Annotated in this window: 17 protein-coding genes and 1 riboswitch; of the genes, 8 read left to right on the plus strand and 9 right to left on the minus strand. The window is 67.2% G+C overall.

Annotated elements, in window-relative coordinates:
• Positions 1–76: 76 nt before the first annotated feature.
• The 4 genes from pilB to coaE all read left to right on the plus strand — a co-directional run bounded on the left by pilB (position 77) and on the right by coaE (position 4,728).
• Entirely contained in the window at positions 77–1,795 is a 1,719-nt protein-coding gene (gene pilB, locus IHE46_RS10020; RefSeq protein WP_192164484.1) for a type IV-A pilus assembly ATPase PilB, read from the plus strand.
• Between the two features lie 133 nt (positions 1,796–1,928).
• Entirely contained in the window at positions 1,929–3,206 is a 1,278-nt protein-coding gene (locus IHE46_RS10025; RefSeq protein ID WP_192164485.1) for a type II secretion system F family protein, read from the plus strand.
• A 59-nt stretch (positions 3,207–3,265) separates the two neighbouring features.
• Positions 3,266–4,123 (plus strand): A24 family peptidase, encoded by an 858-nt coding sequence (locus IHE46_RS10030; protein WP_192164486.1) that lies wholly within the window; start codon positions 3,266–3,268, stop codon positions 4,121–4,123.
• Positions 4,120–4,728, plus strand: coding sequence for a dephospho-CoA kinase (coaE, locus tag IHE46_RS10035; protein WP_192164487.1), 609 nt, complete (start codon positions 4,120–4,122; stop codon positions 4,726–4,728). Before IHE46_RS10030 ends, coaE begins: the two co-directional genes overlap by 4 nt.
• 219 nt (positions 4,729–4,947) lie before the next feature.
• Here coaE and ldcA read toward each other — a convergent pair whose 3' ends face one another.
• The 9 genes from ldcA to IHE46_RS10080 form a co-directional block, all read right to left on the minus strand.
• A complete protein-coding gene (gene ldcA, locus IHE46_RS10040; RefSeq protein WP_192164488.1) occupies positions 4,948–5,868 on the minus strand; it encodes a muramoyltetrapeptide carboxypeptidase in 921 nt (306 codons plus the stop codon).
• Between the two features lie 163 nt (positions 5,869–6,031).
• Complete coding sequence (gene ribB / locus IHE46_RS10045) at positions 6,032–7,123, minus strand: 3,4-dihydroxy-2-butanone-4-phosphate synthase (protein WP_192164489.1); 1,092 nt, start codon at positions 7,121–7,123, stop codon at positions 6,032–6,034.
• Between the two features lie 141 nt (positions 7,124–7,264).
• Positions 7,265–7,906 (minus strand): riboflavin synthase, encoded by a 642-nt coding sequence (locus tag IHE46_RS10050; protein WP_192164490.1) that lies wholly within the window; start codon positions 7,904–7,906, stop codon positions 7,265–7,267.
• 125 nt (positions 7,907–8,031) lie between these two features.
• Positions 8,032–8,210, minus strand: a riboswitch (FMN riboswitch).
• Between the two features lie 110 nt (positions 8,211–8,320).
• Complete coding sequence (locus IHE46_RS10055; RefSeq protein WP_192164491.1) at positions 8,321–9,832, minus strand: glycosyltransferase family 39 protein; 1,512 nt, start codon at positions 9,830–9,832, stop codon at positions 8,321–8,323.
• Positions 9,833–9,989: 157 nt separating this feature from the next.
• Entirely contained in the window at positions 9,990–11,114 is a 1,125-nt protein-coding gene (ribD, locus tag IHE46_RS10060; protein WP_225562938.1) for a bifunctional diaminohydroxyphosphoribosylaminopyrimidine deaminase/5-amino-6-(5-phosphoribosylamino)uracil reductase RibD, read from the minus strand.
• A 183-nt stretch (positions 11,115–11,297) separates the two neighbouring features.
• Positions 11,298–11,828 carry a transcriptional regulator NrdR gene (gene nrdR, locus IHE46_RS10065; protein WP_192164492.1) on the minus strand — a complete coding sequence of 177 codons (531 nt, stop codon included), beginning with the start codon at positions 11,826–11,828 and terminating at the stop codon, positions 11,298–11,300.
• A 1-nt stretch (position 11,829) separates the two neighbouring features.
• Positions 11,830–12,528 (minus strand): CTP synthase, encoded by a 699-nt coding sequence (locus IHE46_RS10070; protein ID WP_192164493.1) that lies wholly within the window; start codon positions 12,526–12,528, stop codon positions 11,830–11,832.
• Between the two features lie 10 nt (positions 12,529–12,538).
• Positions 12,539–13,807, minus strand: coding sequence for a serine hydroxymethyltransferase (gene glyA / locus IHE46_RS10075; protein WP_192164494.1), 1,269 nt, complete (start codon positions 13,805–13,807; stop codon positions 12,539–12,541).
• A gap of 90 nt (positions 13,808–13,897) precedes the next feature.
• Positions 13,898–14,656 carry a sulfite exporter TauE/SafE family protein gene (locus IHE46_RS10080; protein WP_192164495.1) on the minus strand — a complete coding sequence of 253 codons (759 nt, stop codon included), beginning with the start codon at positions 14,654–14,656 and terminating at the stop codon, positions 13,898–13,900.
• A gap of 155 nt (positions 14,657–14,811) precedes the next feature.
• Here IHE46_RS10080 and ettA point away from each other — a divergent pair, with 155 nt between their 5' ends.
• The 4 genes from ettA (at position 14,812) to IHE46_RS10100 (ending at position 18,660) form a co-directional block, all read left to right on the plus strand.
• The gene (gene ettA / locus IHE46_RS10085; protein WP_192164496.1) at positions 14,812–16,473 is read left to right on the plus strand and encodes an energy-dependent translational throttle protein EttA; all 1,662 of its coding nucleotides are present in this window, start codon (positions 14,812–14,814) and stop codon (positions 16,471–16,473) included.
• A gap of 224 nt (positions 16,474–16,697) precedes the next feature.
• On the plus strand, positions 16,698–17,513 hold the full coding sequence (gene pyrF, locus IHE46_RS10090) for an orotidine-5'-phosphate decarboxylase (RefSeq protein WP_192164497.1): 816 nt from the start codon (positions 16,698–16,700) through the stop codon (positions 17,511–17,513).
• Positions 17,514–17,635: 122 nt separating this feature from the next.
• A complete protein-coding gene (locus IHE46_RS10095; protein WP_192164498.1) occupies positions 17,636–18,148 on the plus strand; it encodes a TrmH family RNA methyltransferase in 513 nt (170 codons plus the stop codon).
• A gap of 95 nt (positions 18,149–18,243) precedes the next feature.
• Positions 18,244–18,660: a VOC family protein gene (locus IHE46_RS10100; protein WP_192164499.1), complete on the plus strand. Its 417-nt coding sequence runs from the start codon at positions 18,244–18,246 to the stop codon at positions 18,658–18,660.
• Positions 18,661–18,668: the final 8 nt, after the last annotated feature.

Here is an 18,668-nt window from a genome sequence, read left to right on the forward strand (position 1 = left end):
GCCGCACGGATGACCTGTAGGACGGACTGGGGTAGATTCGTTCCCGCAATGATTCGTGGCTCGGGGGCCATCGCACATGTCTGCAACGCAAATTCCGCTCGCAGGGCTGACCGGGCTGGCCCGTCGGCTGGTGACCGAGGGGCTGCTGCCGGAAGCGGACGCGCGCCGCGCCGTGCTGGAAAGCAGCCAGCAGCGCGTGACCCTCACCTCGTGGCTGCTGGACCAGGGCCTGACGGATGGCCTGCGCCTGCTGCGGCTAGCCTCGCAGGAATTCGGCATGCCGATACTCGACGTGGCGGCGATGAACCCGGCGCAGTTCCCGTCCAACCTCATCAGTGAGGAGCTGCTCGGCAAGCACCGCGCGCTGCCGCTGTTCAAGCGCGGCAAGCGCCTGTTCGTGGGCATCGCCGACCCCATGCTGCTGAACGCGCTGGAGGAGATCAAGTTCCATACCGGCTGCATGGTGGACCCGATCCTGGTCGAGCGTTCCCAGCTCAACCGGGCGATCGATGTCTTGATGAGCAGCATGCACGACGTCATGCCCGACATGGGCAGCGATGACTTCGGCGACCTGGGCGCCGAAGGCGGCGATGGCGAGGAAACCTCGACCGGTATCGACGCCAACGCCAATGACGACGCCCCGGTGGTGAAGTTTGTCAACAAGATCCTGGTGGATGCGATCCGCCGCGGCGCCTCGGACATCCACTTCGAGCCGTTCGAAACGCAATACCGGGTGCGCCTGCGCATGGACGGCATGCTGCGCGCAGTGGCCAGCCCCCCGCTGAAGATGGCCAGCCGCATCGCCTCCCGTGTAAAGGTGATGGCGCAGTTGGATATCGCGGAAAAACGCGTGCCGCAGGACGGCCGCATCAAGCTCAACCTCAGCAAGAACCGCGCGGTGGACTTCCGCGTCAGCACGTTGCCCACGCTGTTCGGCGAGAAGATCGTGCTGCGCATCCTGGACGGCTCGGCAGCGCGGATCGGCATCGAGAAACTGGGCTACGAGCCGGAACAGCAGAAGCTCTACATCGACGCCATCCACAAGCCCTACGGCATGGTGCTGGTTACCGGCCCCACCGGCTCGGGCAAGACGGTGTCGCTGTACACCGGCCTCAACATGCTGAACACCGCGGAACGCAATATCTCCACGGTGGAAGACCCGGTGGAAATCCGCGTGGAAGGCATCAACCAGGTGCAGCAGAACGCCAAGCGGGGCATGACCTTCGCCAGCGCGCTGCGCTCCTTCCTCCGCCAGGATCCGGACGTGATCATGGTGGGCGAGATCCGCGACCTGGAAACCGCCGAAATCGCGATCAAGGCCGCACAGACCGGCCACATGGTGCTCTCCACCCTGCACACCAACGACGCGGCGCAGACCATCGCGCGCCTGATGAACATGGGTATCGCGCCGTACAACATCACCTCGTCGGTCACCCTCATCATCGCCCAGCGCCTGGCGCGCCGGCTGCACAGCTGCAAGAAGCAGCAGGATCTTCCGCCGCAGGTGCTGCTGGCGGCCGGTTTCACCCAGCAGGAAATCGACGAAGGCCTCACCCTCTACGAGGCAACGGGCTGCGACGAATGCAACGAGGGCTACAAAGGCCGCGTGGGTGTCTACCAGGTAATGCCGATGCTGGAGGAAATCCAGAAAATCGTGCTGCAGGGCGGCAATGCGCTGCAGATCAGCGAGGTAGCCAAGGCCGCCGGCATCAACGACCTGCGCGCCTCGGCCCTGCTCAAGGTGAAGCAGGGTCTGACCAGCCTTTCCGAGATCGACCGTGTGACCAAGGATTGATTGCCGGACTTTGCTGCGAAGCTGGGGCGTCCGCCACGGTTCGGCGGCTGGAAATGACGTAAGCTTCGGCATCAGAACCGATCCGCAGGCCCTCAAGTGACCTGCCGGAACGCACCACCAGGGGGATCAACGCATGGCCACGGCTTCCGCAACCGCTAAGAAAGACGCGCGCGCACTCGGCGCCGAGCGCTCCGCGGTCAGCCAGCTGACTACCTACGAATGGGTGGCGCTGGACAAGCGCGGCAAGATCATGAAAGGCGACATGCAGGCGAAGAACGCCTCGCTGGTGAAGGCCGAGCTGCGCCGCCAGGGCATGAACCCGCAGTCTGTGCGCGAACGTTCCAAGCCGTTGTTCGGCTCCGCCGGCAAGCGGGTGACGCCACGCGACGTAGCGGTATTCAGCCGCCAGATCGCCACCATGATGACCTCCGGCGTGCCGATGGTGCAGTCCTTCGACATCATCGCCGACGGACAGAAGAACGTCCGCTTCAAGAACATGCTGACGGACGTAAAACAGGGCCTGGAAGGCGGTCAGTCGTTGCACGAGGCACTCGGCCGCTACCCGGTGCAGTTCGACGAGCTTTACCGCAACCTGGTGCGCGCCGGCGAAGCTTCGGGCGTGCTGGATACGGTGCTGGACACCGTGGCCACCTACAAGGAACGCACCGAGGCGCTGAAGAAGAAGATCAAGAAGGCGCTGTTCTACCCCATCATGGTGGTGGCGGTGGCGTTCCTGGTCAGCATGATCATGCTGCTGTTCGTAGTGCCTGTATTCGCGCAGACCTTCAAGGACGCGGGTGCGGCCCTGCCTGCACCCACCCAGGTCGTGATTAGCGCTTCGGAATTCATGAAGAGCTGGTGGTGGCTGGTGCTCGTCATCATCATCGGCAGCGTGGTGGGGTTGGTGATGGCCAAGAGCCGCTCGGTCAAGTTCGCTCACTTTCTCGACCGCGTCACGCTGAAGCTTCCGGTGTTTGGCAAGATCATGCGCGAATCGGCCATCGCTCGTTTCGCCCGCACTCTTGGCGTGACCTTCCACGCCGGCGTGCCGCTGGTGGAGGCGCTGGACTCGGTATCCGGCGCCACCGGCAGCGTGGTCTACGGCGACGCGGTGAAACAGATGCGGGACGACATCTCCGTCGGCCACCAGTTGCAGCTAGCGATGAAGCAGACCGGCCTGTTTCCGAACATGGTGGTGCAGATGACCGCCATCGGCGAAGAGTCCGGCGCGCTGGATCATATGCTGTTTAAGGTTGCCGAGTTCTATGAAGAGGAAGTCGAGAACGCGGTCGACACCCTGTCTACTCTGCTGGAGCCCATGATCATGGTGATCCTCGGCGTCGTGGTGGGCGGCATGGTGGTCTCGCTATACCTGCCCATCTTCAAGCTTGCCGGCACGGTGGGCGGCTGATCGCCTGGCGTAGGAACACACCGTAAGCTTTGAACACCCCGTAGCCACGTCCGACGCGCATGCCCGATTTGCCCCTTTCCGCCTGGATCGCCCTCGCCGCCATACTCGGTTTGCTGGTCGGCAGCTTCCTCAACGTGGTGATCCTGCGCCTGCCCGAACGCATGGCGGCCGAGTGGCGGCGTGAAGCCCGCGACGTGCTGGAGCTTGAGGCGGCCGACGAAGCCCTGCCACCCGGCATCGTGCGCGAACCTTCGCACTGCCCGCATTGCAAACACCCGTTGTCGGCGGCGGACAATATCCCGCTGTTCGGCTGGCTGATGCTGCGCGGGCGCTGCCGCTACTGCAAGACGAAGATCTCGATCCAGTACCCGCTGGTGGAATTCTTGAGCGGCGTACTCAGCGCCATCGTGGTGTGGAAGTTCGGCCCGACCTGGCTTGCGCTGGCCGGCCTGGCATTCACCTGGACCTTGATCGCACTCGCCGGCATCGACTTCCGCACACAACTGTTGCCTGATCAGCTCACCCTGCCCCTGCTGTGGCTGGGCCTGCTGCTGGCGCTGCTGCCGATGTTCGTCGCCACACCTTCCGCCATCATCGGCGCAGCCATCGGCTACCTCAGCCTGTGGAGCGTGTATTGGCTGTTCAAACTGCTCACCGGCAAGGAAGGCATGGGCCACGGCGACTTCAAGCTGCTGGCCGCGCTGGGGGCATGGATGGGGCCGATGGCGCTGCTGCCGGTCATCCTGCTTTCCTCCCTGATCGGCGCCATCGTGGGCGGCAGCCTGATCGCGCTGAAGCGCCATGAGAGCGGCGTGCCGATGCCGTTCGGCCCCTTCATCGCGATGGCGGGCTGGGTGTGGTTCGTGGCAGGCAACACCTTGCTGCACGCCTACCTGCAGTTCACGGGTATACGATGAACAGTTACGTGGTCGCGCTCACCGGTGGCATCGCCGCCGGCAAGAGCGCGGTGACAGGACGCTTCGCTGCATTGGGTGTGCCGATCTACGACGCCGATGTGGCTGCGCGTGAAGTGGTCGCGCCGGGCAGCGAAGGATTGGCCGCCGTGGCAGCTGCCTTCGGCGCTGAAGCGTTGGACGCCGCGGGCCAGTTGGACCGCGCTGCAATGCGCCGCCGCGTGTTTGCCGATCCCTCCGCACGAAAGACGCTGGAAGCCATCGTCCATCCCCGCGTGCGCCAGTGGCTGCACGATCGCGTGCTGGCCGCCACGGCGCCGTACTGCCTGTTGGCGATCCCGCTGCTGGCCGAGAACCTCGATCATTACCGCTGGATCGACCGCGTGCTGCTGGTCGATGCCCCTGTCGAGCTGCAATTGGCCCGGCTGATGGCCCGCGACGGCATCGACGAAGCGTTGGCCCGGCGCATGCTGGCGCAACAGGCCAGTCGCGAGCAGCGCCTCATGCTGGCCCACGACGTGATCGACAACAGCGGCGATGAGGCCCTGCTGGATGCGCAAGTGGCCGCCCTGCATCGGCGTTACCTGGATTTGGCGGCGAATCGCTAAAGGTTCCCGATTTACCCCCATTCTGGGGAAACGCTTTTCAACAGACCGCGATGGGCCAGTTGCAGTCCTGCACCTGCCAATCCAGAGGACGGAGACACCAGGCGGACGCCCTTATTTCCGGGGCTGCCTTTTGATCGCCCGGTACACGTAGCCCCGCCTTTACTCCGCCTACAGGAGTGGCGAACAAAATCGGCCGGCCATGTGCCTCTGAAGAGACTGCTATGCCAGGTGCGGATACCCGGAGAAATCCAACCGCACTCCGCTCCCTTCCGCACGCAAGCGTGCCGGCACGCCAAACGGCAGAGTGAACTTGTCCGGGACATGGCCGAACGGCAGTCCATCCAGCACTGGAATATCCACCACGCCGCGGATCTGCGCGAAGGCCGCCGCCAGGCCGTAACCGTTGTCATTGACACCAGATCGGCAATCGGTGAAATCGCCGAGGATCAGCGCACGCTGCCGCCCCAGTACGCCGGAAAGGTGCAACTGGTACAGCAGCCGCTCGATGCGGAAAGGCGGCTCGCCCACGTCCTCCACGAACAGGATGCCGTCATCGATGCGCGGGAAGTACGGCGTGCCGAGCAGGCTGCACAGCATCGCGAGATTGCCACCCCACAACGGGCCTTCGATATCCAGCGCATGCTCGCCGCTGCTGTTCCATTCGGCACGGCCTTGCGCTGCGCGAACGGTGCGCCAAAAGTGCGGCAGGGTCAGCTCGCTGAGGGTCTCGGCATCGAAATCGGGGTCGAACATCGGGCCGCCGAAGGTGACCAGACCGCACTTCGCATGCAGCGCCAGCTGGATCGCGGTGAAATCGCTGTGCCCCACCAGCACGGTATTCGTACCGGCCAGTCGCTCGCGCAATGCGTCGTATTGGAGATGTTGCAGCAGGCGCGTGGCCCCGTAGCCGCCACGCAGTGCCAGGGCGATGTCGGGCAACGCATCCAGCGTGGCAAGCGCGTTGATGTCGGCGGCACGCTCGGCATCGCTGCCGGCATAGCGCTGCTCGACACGATCCAGCACGTCCAGGCCGTCCAGCGCGCCATCGGCCTCGCGCAGGCGTGCCACGCCGCGTGCAATGGCGGCGCGGTCGCGCGGGTAACCGGAAGGGGCGATCAATCGGACGCGGGTCGCAGGCATGGCAACGGTCGGGCTACGGGAGTTCCCGGATTATGCGGGCAGGCGGGGCGCAAGACATGGCCACCCTGTGGCGCACTGCGGCCCATTCCGCAGCAGCGTGCCCTGTGCGCGATGGCTCGGGCCGCCTGAACCAGGCCCGGGCCATCGCGCAAAATCGCTACCGCTACACGTACTCGACCACTTCGAGGCCGAAGCCGCCCAGCCCCACCAGCTTGCGCGGCGTGCCCAGCACGCACAGCTTGTGCACGCCGAGGTCGGCCAGCATCTGCGCGCCCAGACCGAGCTGGCGCCACTCCTGCTGCTGCGCCGCCTCCGGCTCCAACGTCGTGGGCTGGCGCTTGAGCCGGGCCAGCAGCGCGTCCGGCGTGTCCTCGCCGGAAAGCACCAGCAGCACGCCACGCCCTTCGTCGGCGATGCGGCGCAGTGCGCTGGTGACGGTGAGGCCGAGGTCGTCGCGCCTGAGGTGCAGCACGTCGGACAAGGTATTGCGCACGTGCACGCGACTGAGTACCGGCACACCGTCGTCCACCGCGCCGCGCACCAGGGCGTAGTGCAGGCCGTGGCGGATCGCGTCGCGCCAGGCGACGAGCCGGAACGGACCGAACTCGGTATCAACGTCCTCCTCGTGCACGCGCTGGATGGTTTTCTCGGTTTCCAGCCGGTAGCGAATCAGGTCCGCGATGGTGCCGATCTTGAGGCCGTGCTTCTGCGCGAACGTCTCCAGTTCCGGACGCCGCGCCATCGAGCCGTCCTCGTGCAGGATCTCGATCAGCACCGCGGCCGGTTCCAGTCCCGCCAGCGCTGCGAGGTCGCAACCCGCCTCGGTGTGGCCGGCGCGGGTCAGCACGCCGCCAGGCTGCGCGGTGAGCGGGAAGATGTGGCCCGGTTGGGAGAGGTCCTGCGGCTTCGCGTCGCTCTTCACCGCCACCTGGATGGTGCGCGCGCGGTCGTGCGCGGAGATGCCGGTGGTGACGCCTTCGGCCGCCTCGATCGAGACGGTGAAGTTGGTGTGGTACGGCGAGGTGTTGTCGCTGACCATGGGACGCAGGCCGAGCTGCCGCGTGCGCTGCTCGGTGAGCGTGAGGCAGAGCAGGCCGCGCGCCTCGCGCACCATGAAGTTGACGTCCTCCGGCCGCACCATCTGCGCGGCCATCACGATGTCGCCTTCGTTCTCGCGGTCCTCGTCGTCGAGGATCACCACCATGCGGCCGGCGCGCAGGTCGTCGAGGATTTCGGGGATAGTGTTGAAGCTCATGGGTATGTCCGTGGTGTGTCCCTTCTCCCCTCGGGAGAAGGTGCCCCGCAGGGGCGGATGAGGGTGCGGGCAGAGCGAAGCGTGACACTTCGCCCGGACCCTCACCCCAACCCCTCTCCCGGCGGGAGAGGGCCTTCGAAGTCAGGCGAAGCCGTGCTGCTTGAGGAAGGCCTCGTCGAGCTTGGGCGCTTCGCCGCCGCCGATCAGCCGTTCGACGTAGCGCGCAATCACGTCCACCTCGATGTTCACCGCATCGCCCGCGCGCTTCGCGTGGAAGGTGGTGCGCTCGACGGTGTGCGGAATCAGGTTCACGCCGAAGCGGTTGCCGCCCACCTCGTTCACGGTGAGGCTGGTGCCGTCGATGCACACCGAGCCTTTCGCGGCGATGTAGCGCGCCAGGTTGGCCGGCACTTCGAAGGTCCAGCGCTGCGAGCGCCCGTCGGGCGTCACCGCCGCCACCTTGCCCAGGCCATCGACGTGGCCGGAAACGAGGTGGCCGCCCAGGCGGTCGGCCAGGCGGAGCGCCTTTTCCAGGTTCACCGGGTCACCGGCCTTGAGCCCGCCCAGCGTGGTGAGCGACAGCGTTTCGTTGGAGACGTCGGCGGCGAAACCACGCGCTTCCAGCGTCACTGCGGTGAGGCACACGCCGGAGACGGCGATGGAATCGCCGAGCTGCACATCGGCAAGGTCGAGGTCGGCGGTATCGACGTGCAGGCGCAGGTCGCCGCCGCGCGGTTCGAGCCGCGCGATGCGGCCCACGGTCTGGATGATGCCGGTGAACATCAGCGCAGCCTCCCGGAGAAGACCGCCACGGCATGGGGTACAAGCAGGATCATGAAACGTTCTCCGTGCAAACGAGCGAGAACGCCCCAAGGCATGAGGCCGCCGCACGGCAGGGCCGCGCGTCGAACCGTCTTCTTTCATCCGGACTGTGTGCCGCCCCGGCGAACCGGAATGGCCTGACCGTCGGCTCCGGCATCGGACCGGATCTGCTGACCCTTCGCCGTGCGGCGAAGGCGCTCGCGGGCTCGTGTCCTAGTGGACACCTACCGCCGGTGGGGAATTCCACCCCGCCCTGAAGACGTTGAACATCACGCCGGCCTCGACGGCCGACGGCGGAAGTCTAGCATCAATGCCTTCGAGGCCACCCCGGGCGACAGCGCGACGCAGCGTTTCCGCTGGCGCACGACGCCACGATCAGCCTGCCGGAGGCGGTGCGAATTCCAGCACGGTGATCTCGCGTCCCAGCGCCGTCGTCTGCTGCGGCCGGCCTAGCTCCACAAGCTTCGCCTCGAAACCTGCCAGACTTTCACGCTGCCCCAGCGCCGAGCGTCCGTTCACCGCCCATACCCGGCTGCCCTGTTTCCAGCGCGCCACGGCCAGATCCAGCTGACCGGTCACCAGGGCCTTGCTGTCCAGCGGCGGCTGGCCGCGCGGCTGCAGGGTAGCCAGCATCGTGGGGGCGTTCGGATCGTCCACGTAGATCGTGTCGCCGGGCTGCGCCACCGTCGCCAGCATGGCAGCCGTGCGATCCCAGCGCGGCTTGGCCTCGACGCGATAGACCGGCCACAGGTTGAGCAGACACAGCAGCGACAACGCCACCGCCGCGAGCGGCCGCCACCGGCGCGGCAGCGCGGCGGCACCTATGCCGGCCAGCACGAAGAACGGCACCGCGCTCCACAGCAGGTAGCGCGGCACCAGCATCGGCTTGACCAGCGATACCGCCAGTAGCGACAGGGGGAGCACGGCGAAGGCCAGGCCCAGCACACGCCCTTCCAGGTGCCCGCGCAGACGGAACAGCCCCAGCCCGCAGAGCGCCGCCACGCAGGGCGAAAGCACGGCCACCCCGGCCGGCATCAGGCCGAACTGCACCACCTCGGCGGGACGCATCAGATAGGTGCTGCCGGCCACCACCCACAGCCCGTGCCAGCTCAACGCAGGTACCCAGTCGAAGACATCGAGCATGCGCGCGCTGCTGGCCACATAGATCGCCAGGTAGAACGGCAGGCAACACGCCAGCACGAGTGCCTGCGTCCATAGCCAGATGCGGCGGAATCCATGCGCTGCGGCAGGCGGGTGCGCCGCGCGCAGGTACCTCCAGATGCAAAACAGCACCGCATTGGACGCCAGCAGCCACGGCATCGCGTCGCCCAGCAGGTCCAGCGCGCCGATGGTCCCGGCAAGCCAGGCCGTCCATTCCAGTCTCAGGCCGCCCGGACGGCGCCAGCCCAGGGCGGCGCGTGCCGGCTGCCGCGCCAGCCCAGCCAGGCCCCACAGTGCGATCGCGATCAGCAACAGCAGCAGTGTGTACGAACGCGCCTCCTGGCCGTACTGCACCTGGGTCGGCGCAAGCGCCATCAGCAGCGCGGCCACGCCGCCGGCGAAACGCCCGGCAACGCGTCGCCCGATCGCGAACACCACGCCGACCGACAGCGCGCCGAACAGCGCCGACGGCAGGCGCAGCGCGGCAAAATCCGGCTGCGGCGGCATCAACGAGCGCAGCAGAAGGAAATAATTGGGCATGTGTCGGTTGGCGAAGCTGTCGGCGATCAGCGCCGCGGTATCCAGGTGGATGCGCTGGTAGGTGAACACCTCGTCCAGCCAGAACGGCTGATGGCCCAGCCGGATGCAGCGGGCGGCCAAGGCCAGCAGCGACAGCAACACCAACCACGCCCAGTCGCGAATGGACCAGCCGGCTCCGCCCGCCACGGGCCGTCGCTCCCCCACGAACGAGGGCAACGGGGGGCGCAAGGCAGTATCGGCGTATATCGACGGCATGGCGGACGGCAGTATCGGAGACTCTCGGTTCATCCAACGCCGCGAATGTTTCAGCGTTGTCTCCGCCGCTCCGGACGTTGGGTGCCGTTCAGTCGGGCAACGCAGCTTGGGGCTGTGCCGCCTGCGGCCGCAGGCGCAGCCGCCAGTCCGCACCAAGCGAGCGCTGGTCCGTCACCGTGAGCCGCCAGCGCTCGGCCATCGACGCCAGCGGCGGAAGTTCCAGCAACGCGTGCGCATGGTCGCCGAGCAGGACCGGGGCGATATAGAGCAGCAGCTCGTCCACGCGGCCGGCGCCCAGCAGGGCGCCGCTCAGCCGGGAGCCGGCTTCCACGTGGAGTTCGTTGACGTCGAGAGTCGCCAGCAGCGCCAGCACGGCGTCCAGGTCGAGCCGCCCGTTTCCGTCCAGTGGCACGCCGGCATGGCGCACGCCCTCCGGCGCATCGGGCGGCGGTGCCCGTCGCGCATCGTGGATACACAGGGTGGGCGCAGCGGCGTCCATCACGTGGAAGTGCGCCGGCACGCGCAGGTCGCGGTCCAGCACCACCCGCAACGGCGGCGTGAAGGCTTCGTCCGGCGGCAGGCGCACGGTGAGATGCGGGTCGTCCGCCAGCACGGTGCCGCTGCCGGTGAGGATGGCGCTGCTGCGCGCCCGCCAGCGTTGCACATCGGCACGGGCGGCTTCGCCGGTGATCCATTTCGATTCGCCGTTGGCCAAGGCGGTGCGGCCATCCAGACTCATCGCCAGCTTTACCCGTACGAAGGGACGGCCGCGCTCGATGCGGCTGAAGAAACCGACGTTGAGTTCGCGCGCCTCGTCGCGCAGCAGCCCGGTGTCGACGGCGATGCCGGCGGCACGCAGCTTTGCGATGCCGCGACCCGCCACCTGCGGAAACGGGTCCTCCGCCGCGACCACCACGCGCGCCACTCCCGCGGCAATCAGCGCGTCCGCGCAGGGCGGCGTGCGGCCGTGGTGGGCGCAGGGCTCCAGCGTCACGTAAGCAGTAGCACCGCGCGCACGTTCGCCGGCCTCGCGCAGCGCATGCACCTCGGCATGCGGGCCGCCTGCGCGCTGGTGCCAGCCGCTGCCCACCACGTCGGCGCCATGCGCGATCACGCAGCCCACGCGCGGGTTGGGCTGCGTGGTGTTCAAGCCGCGCGCGGCAAGGCGCAGGGCTTGCGCCATGTGCAGGTGATCGACGGCAGTAAAGGTCATGCTTGTCTTCCTCTCCCCTCCGGGGAGTCATGCCTGTCTTCCTCTCCTCTCCGGGGAGAGGAGCGAGGTGAGGGGACGGGGCTGCCGATAGTGTCGCATCGGAGTGCGCTTCGAAGGCTGCTAGAGGCAAGATTGGCACCTCACCCCAGCCCTCCGCCCGGAGGGAAGAGGGAGAAAGAGGGGTCAGCTCTTGCGGGGACGGCGCGGCTCTGCGCCTTCGCCGCCGCCCAGCAGCGACAGCTGCAGCTTCTCCAGCTCGGGCAGGTCGTGCTCCAGCCGCGCGATTTCCTCGAGGAAGGCCTGCACGTCCTCGAACTTGCGGTAGACCGAAGCGAAACGCACGTAGGCCACCTGGTCGAGCTTCTTCAGCTCGCGCATCACCAGTTCGCCGACCTGGCGCGAGGGTATCTCGCGTTCGCCGCTGCGGCGCAGGTCGTTGATGATCTCGCGCACCGCGCTGTCCACGTTGTGGCTGGCCACCGGGCGCTTCTGCAGCGCGCGCTCGAAGCTCACCCTGAGCTTGCGCTCGTCGAAGGCCTCGCGCCGCTCGCCGCTCTTCACGATGGCCGGCAGCTTGAGCTCCGCCGTCTCGAAGGTGTTGAAGCGTTCGCCGCACTGCGGACACTCGCGGCGACGGCGCACGGTGGAGCCGTCGTCGGTGAGGCGCGAGTCGATCACGCGGGTGTCTTCGTGCTGGCAGAAGGGACAGTGCATGTCAGCGAGTGTCGATCATTGCCTGCACGAATGCACGTACCGGCGGCGGGAGCCGATCTTGCAGCGCACCACGCTCGTGCTGGAACAGCGTAACGACGAAAAACGGATGGCCGTCCAATTCCAGGCCGCGCACGTCACCGGCGCGATCCATCGCGCTGATGCGCAGCGGGCCATCGGCCAGCACGGCGCGGAATTCGGGATTCAACCCGTAGTTGCAGTGGTAGCCCTCGGCGATCTCGGTGACGCCATAGGCTTTCGCCAGGCGGGAGCCCTCGACCAGCCGCAGGTCGTCGGTCACCTCGACCAGCGAGCACGAGAGCGGCACGATGACCTGGCGCTGCGCATCCGGCGCGGTCTCGGCATGCTCGGCGTCGTGCCAGTCCAGCACGTTGCGCGCGTATTCGATCACCGCGTGTTGGAAACCGCCGCACGTACCCAGGAAGGGTACGTGCCGTTCGCGCGCCATGCGGATGGCCGCCAGCGCGCCATCCATGTCGCGGTAAGGGCTGGCCGGCACGCACCAGAGCCCGTCGAACTCCGCCAGCGCAGCGCCGTTGCCGATCGCATCGGTCGGCAACCACACCGGCTCGATCGTCGCCTCGCAAGCCTCGGCCGCCAGCTGCAGCGCCAGCGGGATGGCGCGATGGGCGATCACCCCATCGTTGCGATCGCCGATCAGTCCGACCTGCAGGGCTGGCATGCCGGGGCGCTCAGCCGTAGACCGGGAACTTCCTGCACTGCGCCTCGACCTTGGCGCGCACGGCGGCGATCACCGCCTCGTCGCTCGGCGCGTCGAGCACGTCGCAGATCCAGTTGGCCAGATCCACGCAGTCGGCCTCCTGGTAGCCGCGGGTGGTGACGGCGGGCGTACCCACGCGCAGGCCGGAGGTGACGAAAGGCTTCTGCGGATCGTTCGGCACGGCGTTCTTGTTGACCGTGATGTGGGCCTTGCCCAGCGCCGCTTCCGCGTCCTTGCCGGTGACGCCCTTGCCGATCATGTCGATCAGCATCAGGTGATTCTCGGTACCACCGGAAACGATCTTGTAGCCGCGCGCGATGATGGTCTTGGCCATCGCCTTGGCGTTCTTCACCACCTGCGCCTGGTAGTCCTTGAAGGCCGGCTCCAGCGCTTCCTTGAAGGCCACCGCCTTGGCGGCGATCACGTGCATCAGCGGGCCGCCCTGGATGCCGGGGAACACGATGGACTGCAGCTTCTTCTCGATCTCCTCGGCGCCCTCGCCCATACCCTGCTTGCTGGCGACGATGATGCCGCCGCGCGGGCCGCGCAGGGTCTTGTGGGTGGTGGAGGTGACCACGTGCGCATGCGGCAGCGGGCTGGGGTACACGCCGGCGGCGATCAGGCCGGCGACGTGCGCCATGTCCACGAACAGGTAGGCGCCAACCTTGTCGGCGATGGCGCGGAAGCGCGCCCAGTCCATCACCTGCGAATAGGCGCTGAAGCCGCCCACGATCATCTTCGGCTTGTGCTCGACGGCGAGGCGCTCGACCTCGTCCATGTCGACGATGCCGTTGGCGTCCACGCCGTACTGCACGGCATTGAGGATCTTGCCCGACAGGTTGACCTTGGCGCCGTGGGTGAGGTGACCGCCGTGCGCCAGCGACATGCCGAGGATGGTGTCGCCCGGCTGCAGCAGGGCGAAGTACACCGCCTGGTTGGCCTGCGAACCGGAGTGCGGCTGCACGTTGGCGTAGTCGGCGCCGAACAGCTGCTTCACGCGGTCGATGGCCAGCTTCTCGGCCACGTCCACGTACTCGCAGCCGCCGTAGTAGCGCTTGCCCGGATAGCCTTCGGCATATTTGTTGGTGAGCTTGGAGCCCTGCGCTTCCATCACCCGCGGGCTGGCGTAGTTCTCGGAGGCGATCAATTCGACATGGTCTTCCTGGCGGCGACCTTCGTCAGCAATGGCCTTGGCCAGCTCGGGGTCGTAGCCGGCGATGGTGCAGTCCTTCGGGAACATTCGAACCTCGTGGATCCGGGGATGGGAAAAGGGGCCGCCCATGATAGCGCAGCCGGTGCACCCGGCTGCGAATAGCCGTCCGGACGCGGTTCACTGCTTGACGAACAGCCCCACGGTCAGCGCGATGCCGATGCACACCACGATCACGCGCAGCACCTTTTCGTTGACCCGGCGCAGCAGGTAGGCGCCGATCTGGCCGCCGACGATGGCCGGCACCGCCACGCAGGCGATCAGCAGCCACGGCAGCGTATGCGCCTGCAGCATGAAGATCACCACCGCCGCCGCGTTCATCACGGCCGCCAGCACGTTCTTGGTGGCTCCGGCCACGCGCACGGCCAGCCCCGCCGCCGTCAGTGCCGCCAGCATCAGGATGCCGATGCCGGCGCCGAAATAGCCCCCGTAGATGGCAATGCCGATCTGGGCGGCCAGCGCGGCCTTCCGCCCCAGCGCAGGCGGCTCGCCTTCCTTGCGCGGCTTGCGGAAGAAACTGCCCCAGGCAAATACCACGGTGGCAAACAGCACCAGGAACGGCACCAGCCGGGTGAACAGGCTGACCGGCGTCACCAGCAGCAGCACCGCGCCCGCCGCGCCGCCGGCGAGACTGATCCAGAACAGCGTGCGGAACGACAGCCCCTCGGCGCCGGAAACCTGCTTGCGCCCGGCCAGCCCGGTGGTCACCTGCCCCGGGAACAGCGCGATAGTCGAGGCGATGTTCGCCGCCCGCGGGTCGAGGCCGGCGAACAGCAGCGCCGGGAACGTCATGAACGAACCGCCGCCCGCCAGCGCGTTCTGCACGCCGGCGGCGAACGAGACGAGGATGAGCAGGGGCAGCGACCAGGCGGCGGGCATCGGCATCGGGTCCATAGGCAACGAGACGCCATTCTGCCAGCGCGGCGCGCCCGCCATGGCGGGAAAAGGGGCTATCGGCGATAATTGGCGGTCTTTGTTTTCCCCTGCCTGCCCAGACCGCCTTCGCGGCCTGCGGGCTGCCCTGAGGAGCACCCATGCAATACATCTACACCATGAACGGGGTCAGCAAGATCGTCCCGCCGAAGCGACAGATCATCAAGGACATCTCGCTGAGCTTCTTCCCCGGCGCGAAGATCGGCCTGCTCGGCGTCAATGGCGCGGGCAAGTCCACCGTGCTGAAAATCATGGCCGGCGTGGATACCGACTTCCAGGGCGAGGCGCGTGCGCAACCCGGCACCAAGGTCGGCTACCTGGCGCAGGAGCCGGATCTGAACCCGGAAAAGACCGTGCGCGAAGTGGTCGAGGAAGGCGTGTCGGTGATCCTCGATGCGCAGAAGCGGCTGGAGGAGGTCTATGCCGCCTACGCCGAGGACGGCGCCGACTTCGACGCGCTCGCCAAGGAGCAGGAACAGCTGGAAGGCATCCTGGCCGCGAACGACGCCCACGCGCTGGAACGCCAGCTCGAGGTGGCCGCCGACGCGCTGCGCCTGCCGCCGTGGGACGCCAAGGTCGGCCCGCTGTCCGGCGGCGAAAAGCGCCGCGTGGCGCTGTGCCGCCTGCTGCTGTCCAAGCCGGACATGCTGCTGCTGGACGAGCCCACCAACCATCTCGACGCCGAGTCCGTCGACTGGCTGGAGCAGTTCCTGCACGACTACCCCGGCACCGTGGTGGCGGTCACCCATGACCGCTACTTCCTCGACAACGCCGCCGAGTGGATCCTCGAACTCGACCGCGGCCGCGGCATCCCGTGGAAGGGCAACTACACCGAATGGCTGGAGCAGAAGGACGCGCGCCTGAAGCAGGAAGCCAACCAGGAGAAGTCGCGCCAGAAGGCGATCGAGAAGGAACTGGAGTGGGTGCGTTCGGCTGCCAAGGGACGCCAGTCCAAGGGCAAGGCGCGCCTGGCCCGCTTCGAGGAGCTGAACTCGGTCGACTACCAGCGCCGCAACGAGACCAACGAGATCTTCATCCCGCCGGGCGAGCGCCTGGGCCAGGAGGTGATCGAGTTCAAGAACGTCACCAAATCGTTCGGCGACCGCGTGCTGATCGAGGACCTGTCATTCAAGGTGCCGCCGGGCGCGATCATCGGCGTGATCGGCCCCAACGGCGCCGGCAAATCCACCCTGATGAAGATGATCATGGGCAAGGAGTCGCCGGACTCGGGCGAGGTGAAGCTGGGCCACACTACCAAGCTGGCCTACGTCGACCAGTCGCGCGACGCGCTGGACCCGAAGAACAACGTGTGGCAGGAAGTCTCCGGCGGTTCGGACATCCTCACCATCGGCAACTTCGAGATCCAGTCGCGCGCCTACATCGGCCGCTTCAACTTCAAGGGCACCGACCAGCAGAAGATCGTCGGCAGCCTGTCCGGCGGCGAACGCGGCCGCCTGCACATGGCCAAGACCCTGCTGCAGGGCGGCAACGTGCTGCTGCTCGACGAACCGTCCAACGACCTCGACGTGGAAACCCTGCGCGCGCTGGAAGACGCGCTGCTGGAATTCCCGGGCGCGGCCATCGTGATCTCGCATGACCGCTGGTTCCTCGACCGCATCGCCACGCACATCATCGCGTTCGAAGGCGACTCGCACGTGGAGTTCTTCCCCGGCAACTACAACGAGTACGAAGCGGACAAGAAGCGCCGCCTCGGCGACGAAGCGGCCAGGCCGCATCGCGTGAAGTACAAGAAGCTGGCTTAAGCACGGCTCTTTGCGTCTGCCTCCTCTCCCCTCCGGGACGCGGGGAAGGGCCATGGATGGCCCTGCTCTGAGGAGCGAGGAAGAGGATTGAGGTGAGGGGCCACGGCTGGCCCCGATCTCCAGAAGAACAGCACCATCATCAAGGCGACAACGCAAGATTGTCCCCTCACCCCGACCCACTCCCCGGAGGGGAGAGGGAGCAAAAACGCGACGAGGAGATTCCGATGCACTTCATGCAATCCCTGCAAAACGCATGGAACCGCAACCAGTCACTGGTCTGCGTCGGCCTCGACCCCGAACCCGCGAAATTCCCAGCGCAACTGCAGGGCCGCCGTGACGCGGTGTTCGAGTTCTGCCGCGACATCGTCGACGCCACCGCCGACCTCGTCTGCACCTTCAAGCCGCAGATCGCCCACTTCGCCGCGCTGCGCGCCGAGGATGCGCTCGAACGGCTGATCGCGCACATCCATGACAAGCACCCCGGCGTGCCGGTGATCCTCGACGCCAAGCGTGGCGACATCGGCAGCACCGCGCAGCACTACGCCAGCGAGGCATTCGAGCGCTACCGGGCGGACGCCGTGACGCTGAACCCGTACCTGGGCCGCGACTCCATCGCACCCTTCCTCGAGCGCGCCGACAAGGGCGTGATCCTGCTGTGCCGCACCTCCAACCCCGGCGGCGCCGACTTCCAGGCGCTGGACTGCGGCGGCGCCCCGCTCTACCTGCGCGTGGCCGAAACCATCGCCCGTGACTGGAACGCGCACGGCAACTGCGCGCTGGTCACCGGCGCCACCTGGCCGGAGGAACTGGGCAAGGTACGCACCGTCGTCGGCGACATGCCCCTGCTGGTGCCCGGCATCGGTGCACAGGGCGGCGATGTGGCAGCCGTGCTCCGGCACGGCCTCGCCGCCGGCGGCGACGGCCTGATGATTTCCTCCTCGCGCGCCATCCTCTATGCCGGCAGCGGCGAGGATTTCGCGCAAGCCGCGCGCGCCGCCGCACAGGCGTTGCGCGACGACATCAATCGCCATCGCCGTTGATCGCCACGTAACTCCGACAACGACGTCCCGCAAGACTGGAAAACCGTTGGGCATTTGCTGAAATCGACGCAGGCCCCACCGCTACGCGGATGACTCCGGAAGACCACCACCCGCCCCAAGGCATGTCGAACACCCAGCTCGACCATCGCGCCCACCAATCCACGCCTGCGAAGCACGCGTTCTGCCTGCTCGCGCACGACGTGCGGCGCCCCGCGAACGTGGGCAGCCTGTTCCGCATCGCCGACGCGCTGGGCGTGGAAAAGATCTTCCTCACCGGCCGCAGCTGCACGCCGGCGCATCCCAAGGCCAGGAAAGCCGCACGGACCACTGAGCAGCGCGTGCCGTTCGCGCAGATAGACGATCCATTGCCCGTCGTGGCCGCCTTGCGGCAGGCCGGCTACCGCATCGTCAGCCTGGAAATCAGCTCGACCAGCATCGACCTGGCCGAGCTCTCCATCGCGTCCGGCGAGCGCATCTGCCTGGTCATCGGCAACGAGAGCGCCGGCGTCTGCCAGGCCCTGCTGGATGTGTCGGACGCCACCGTGCACATCCCCATGCGCGGCGAAAACTCTTCCATGAATGTCGCCAGCGCCTGCGCCATCGCCACTTACGCCATCGCGCGAAAACTGGAATGATTTGCCGCGTGGACGTCGCCGCATCGCGGCAACCGGCGATGCGCCTCCTGGATTGCTTCGCCGCGACGTCAGGCTCCCCGCATGGAGATCCACGCATGCGCACCAACCGATCCATTCCCGACGCCACCATCATCCCGGTGCTGGGCTACGCCGACGTGCACGAGGCGGCCGAATGGCTGTGCCGGGCCTTCGGGTTCCGGCCCAGGCTGCGCATCGGCGACCATCGCATCCAGCTCACCTTCGGCGCCGGCGCCATGGTGGTCAGCGATGCCGGCCCGGAAAACAGCGACCAGCCCCCGCGGCAATCCGTGATGGTGCGGGTGGACGACGCCAACGCGCACCATGCGGTGGCGCTCGCAGCAGGGGCCCGCATCGTCCGCGAGCTGACCGACTGGCCCTATGGCGAACGCCAGTACTCGGCCATGGACATCGGTGGCCACCGGTGGGTATTCACGCAGACGATCGCCGACGCGGACCCGGCCAGCTGGGGTGGCGAGCTGGTCGAAGGCTGAGGCCGCCT

Source organism: Rhodanobacter sp. DHG33, from assembly GCF_014843005.1.
GTDB lineage: Bacteria > Pseudomonadota > Gammaproteobacteria > Xanthomonadales > Rhodanobacteraceae > Rhodanobacter_A.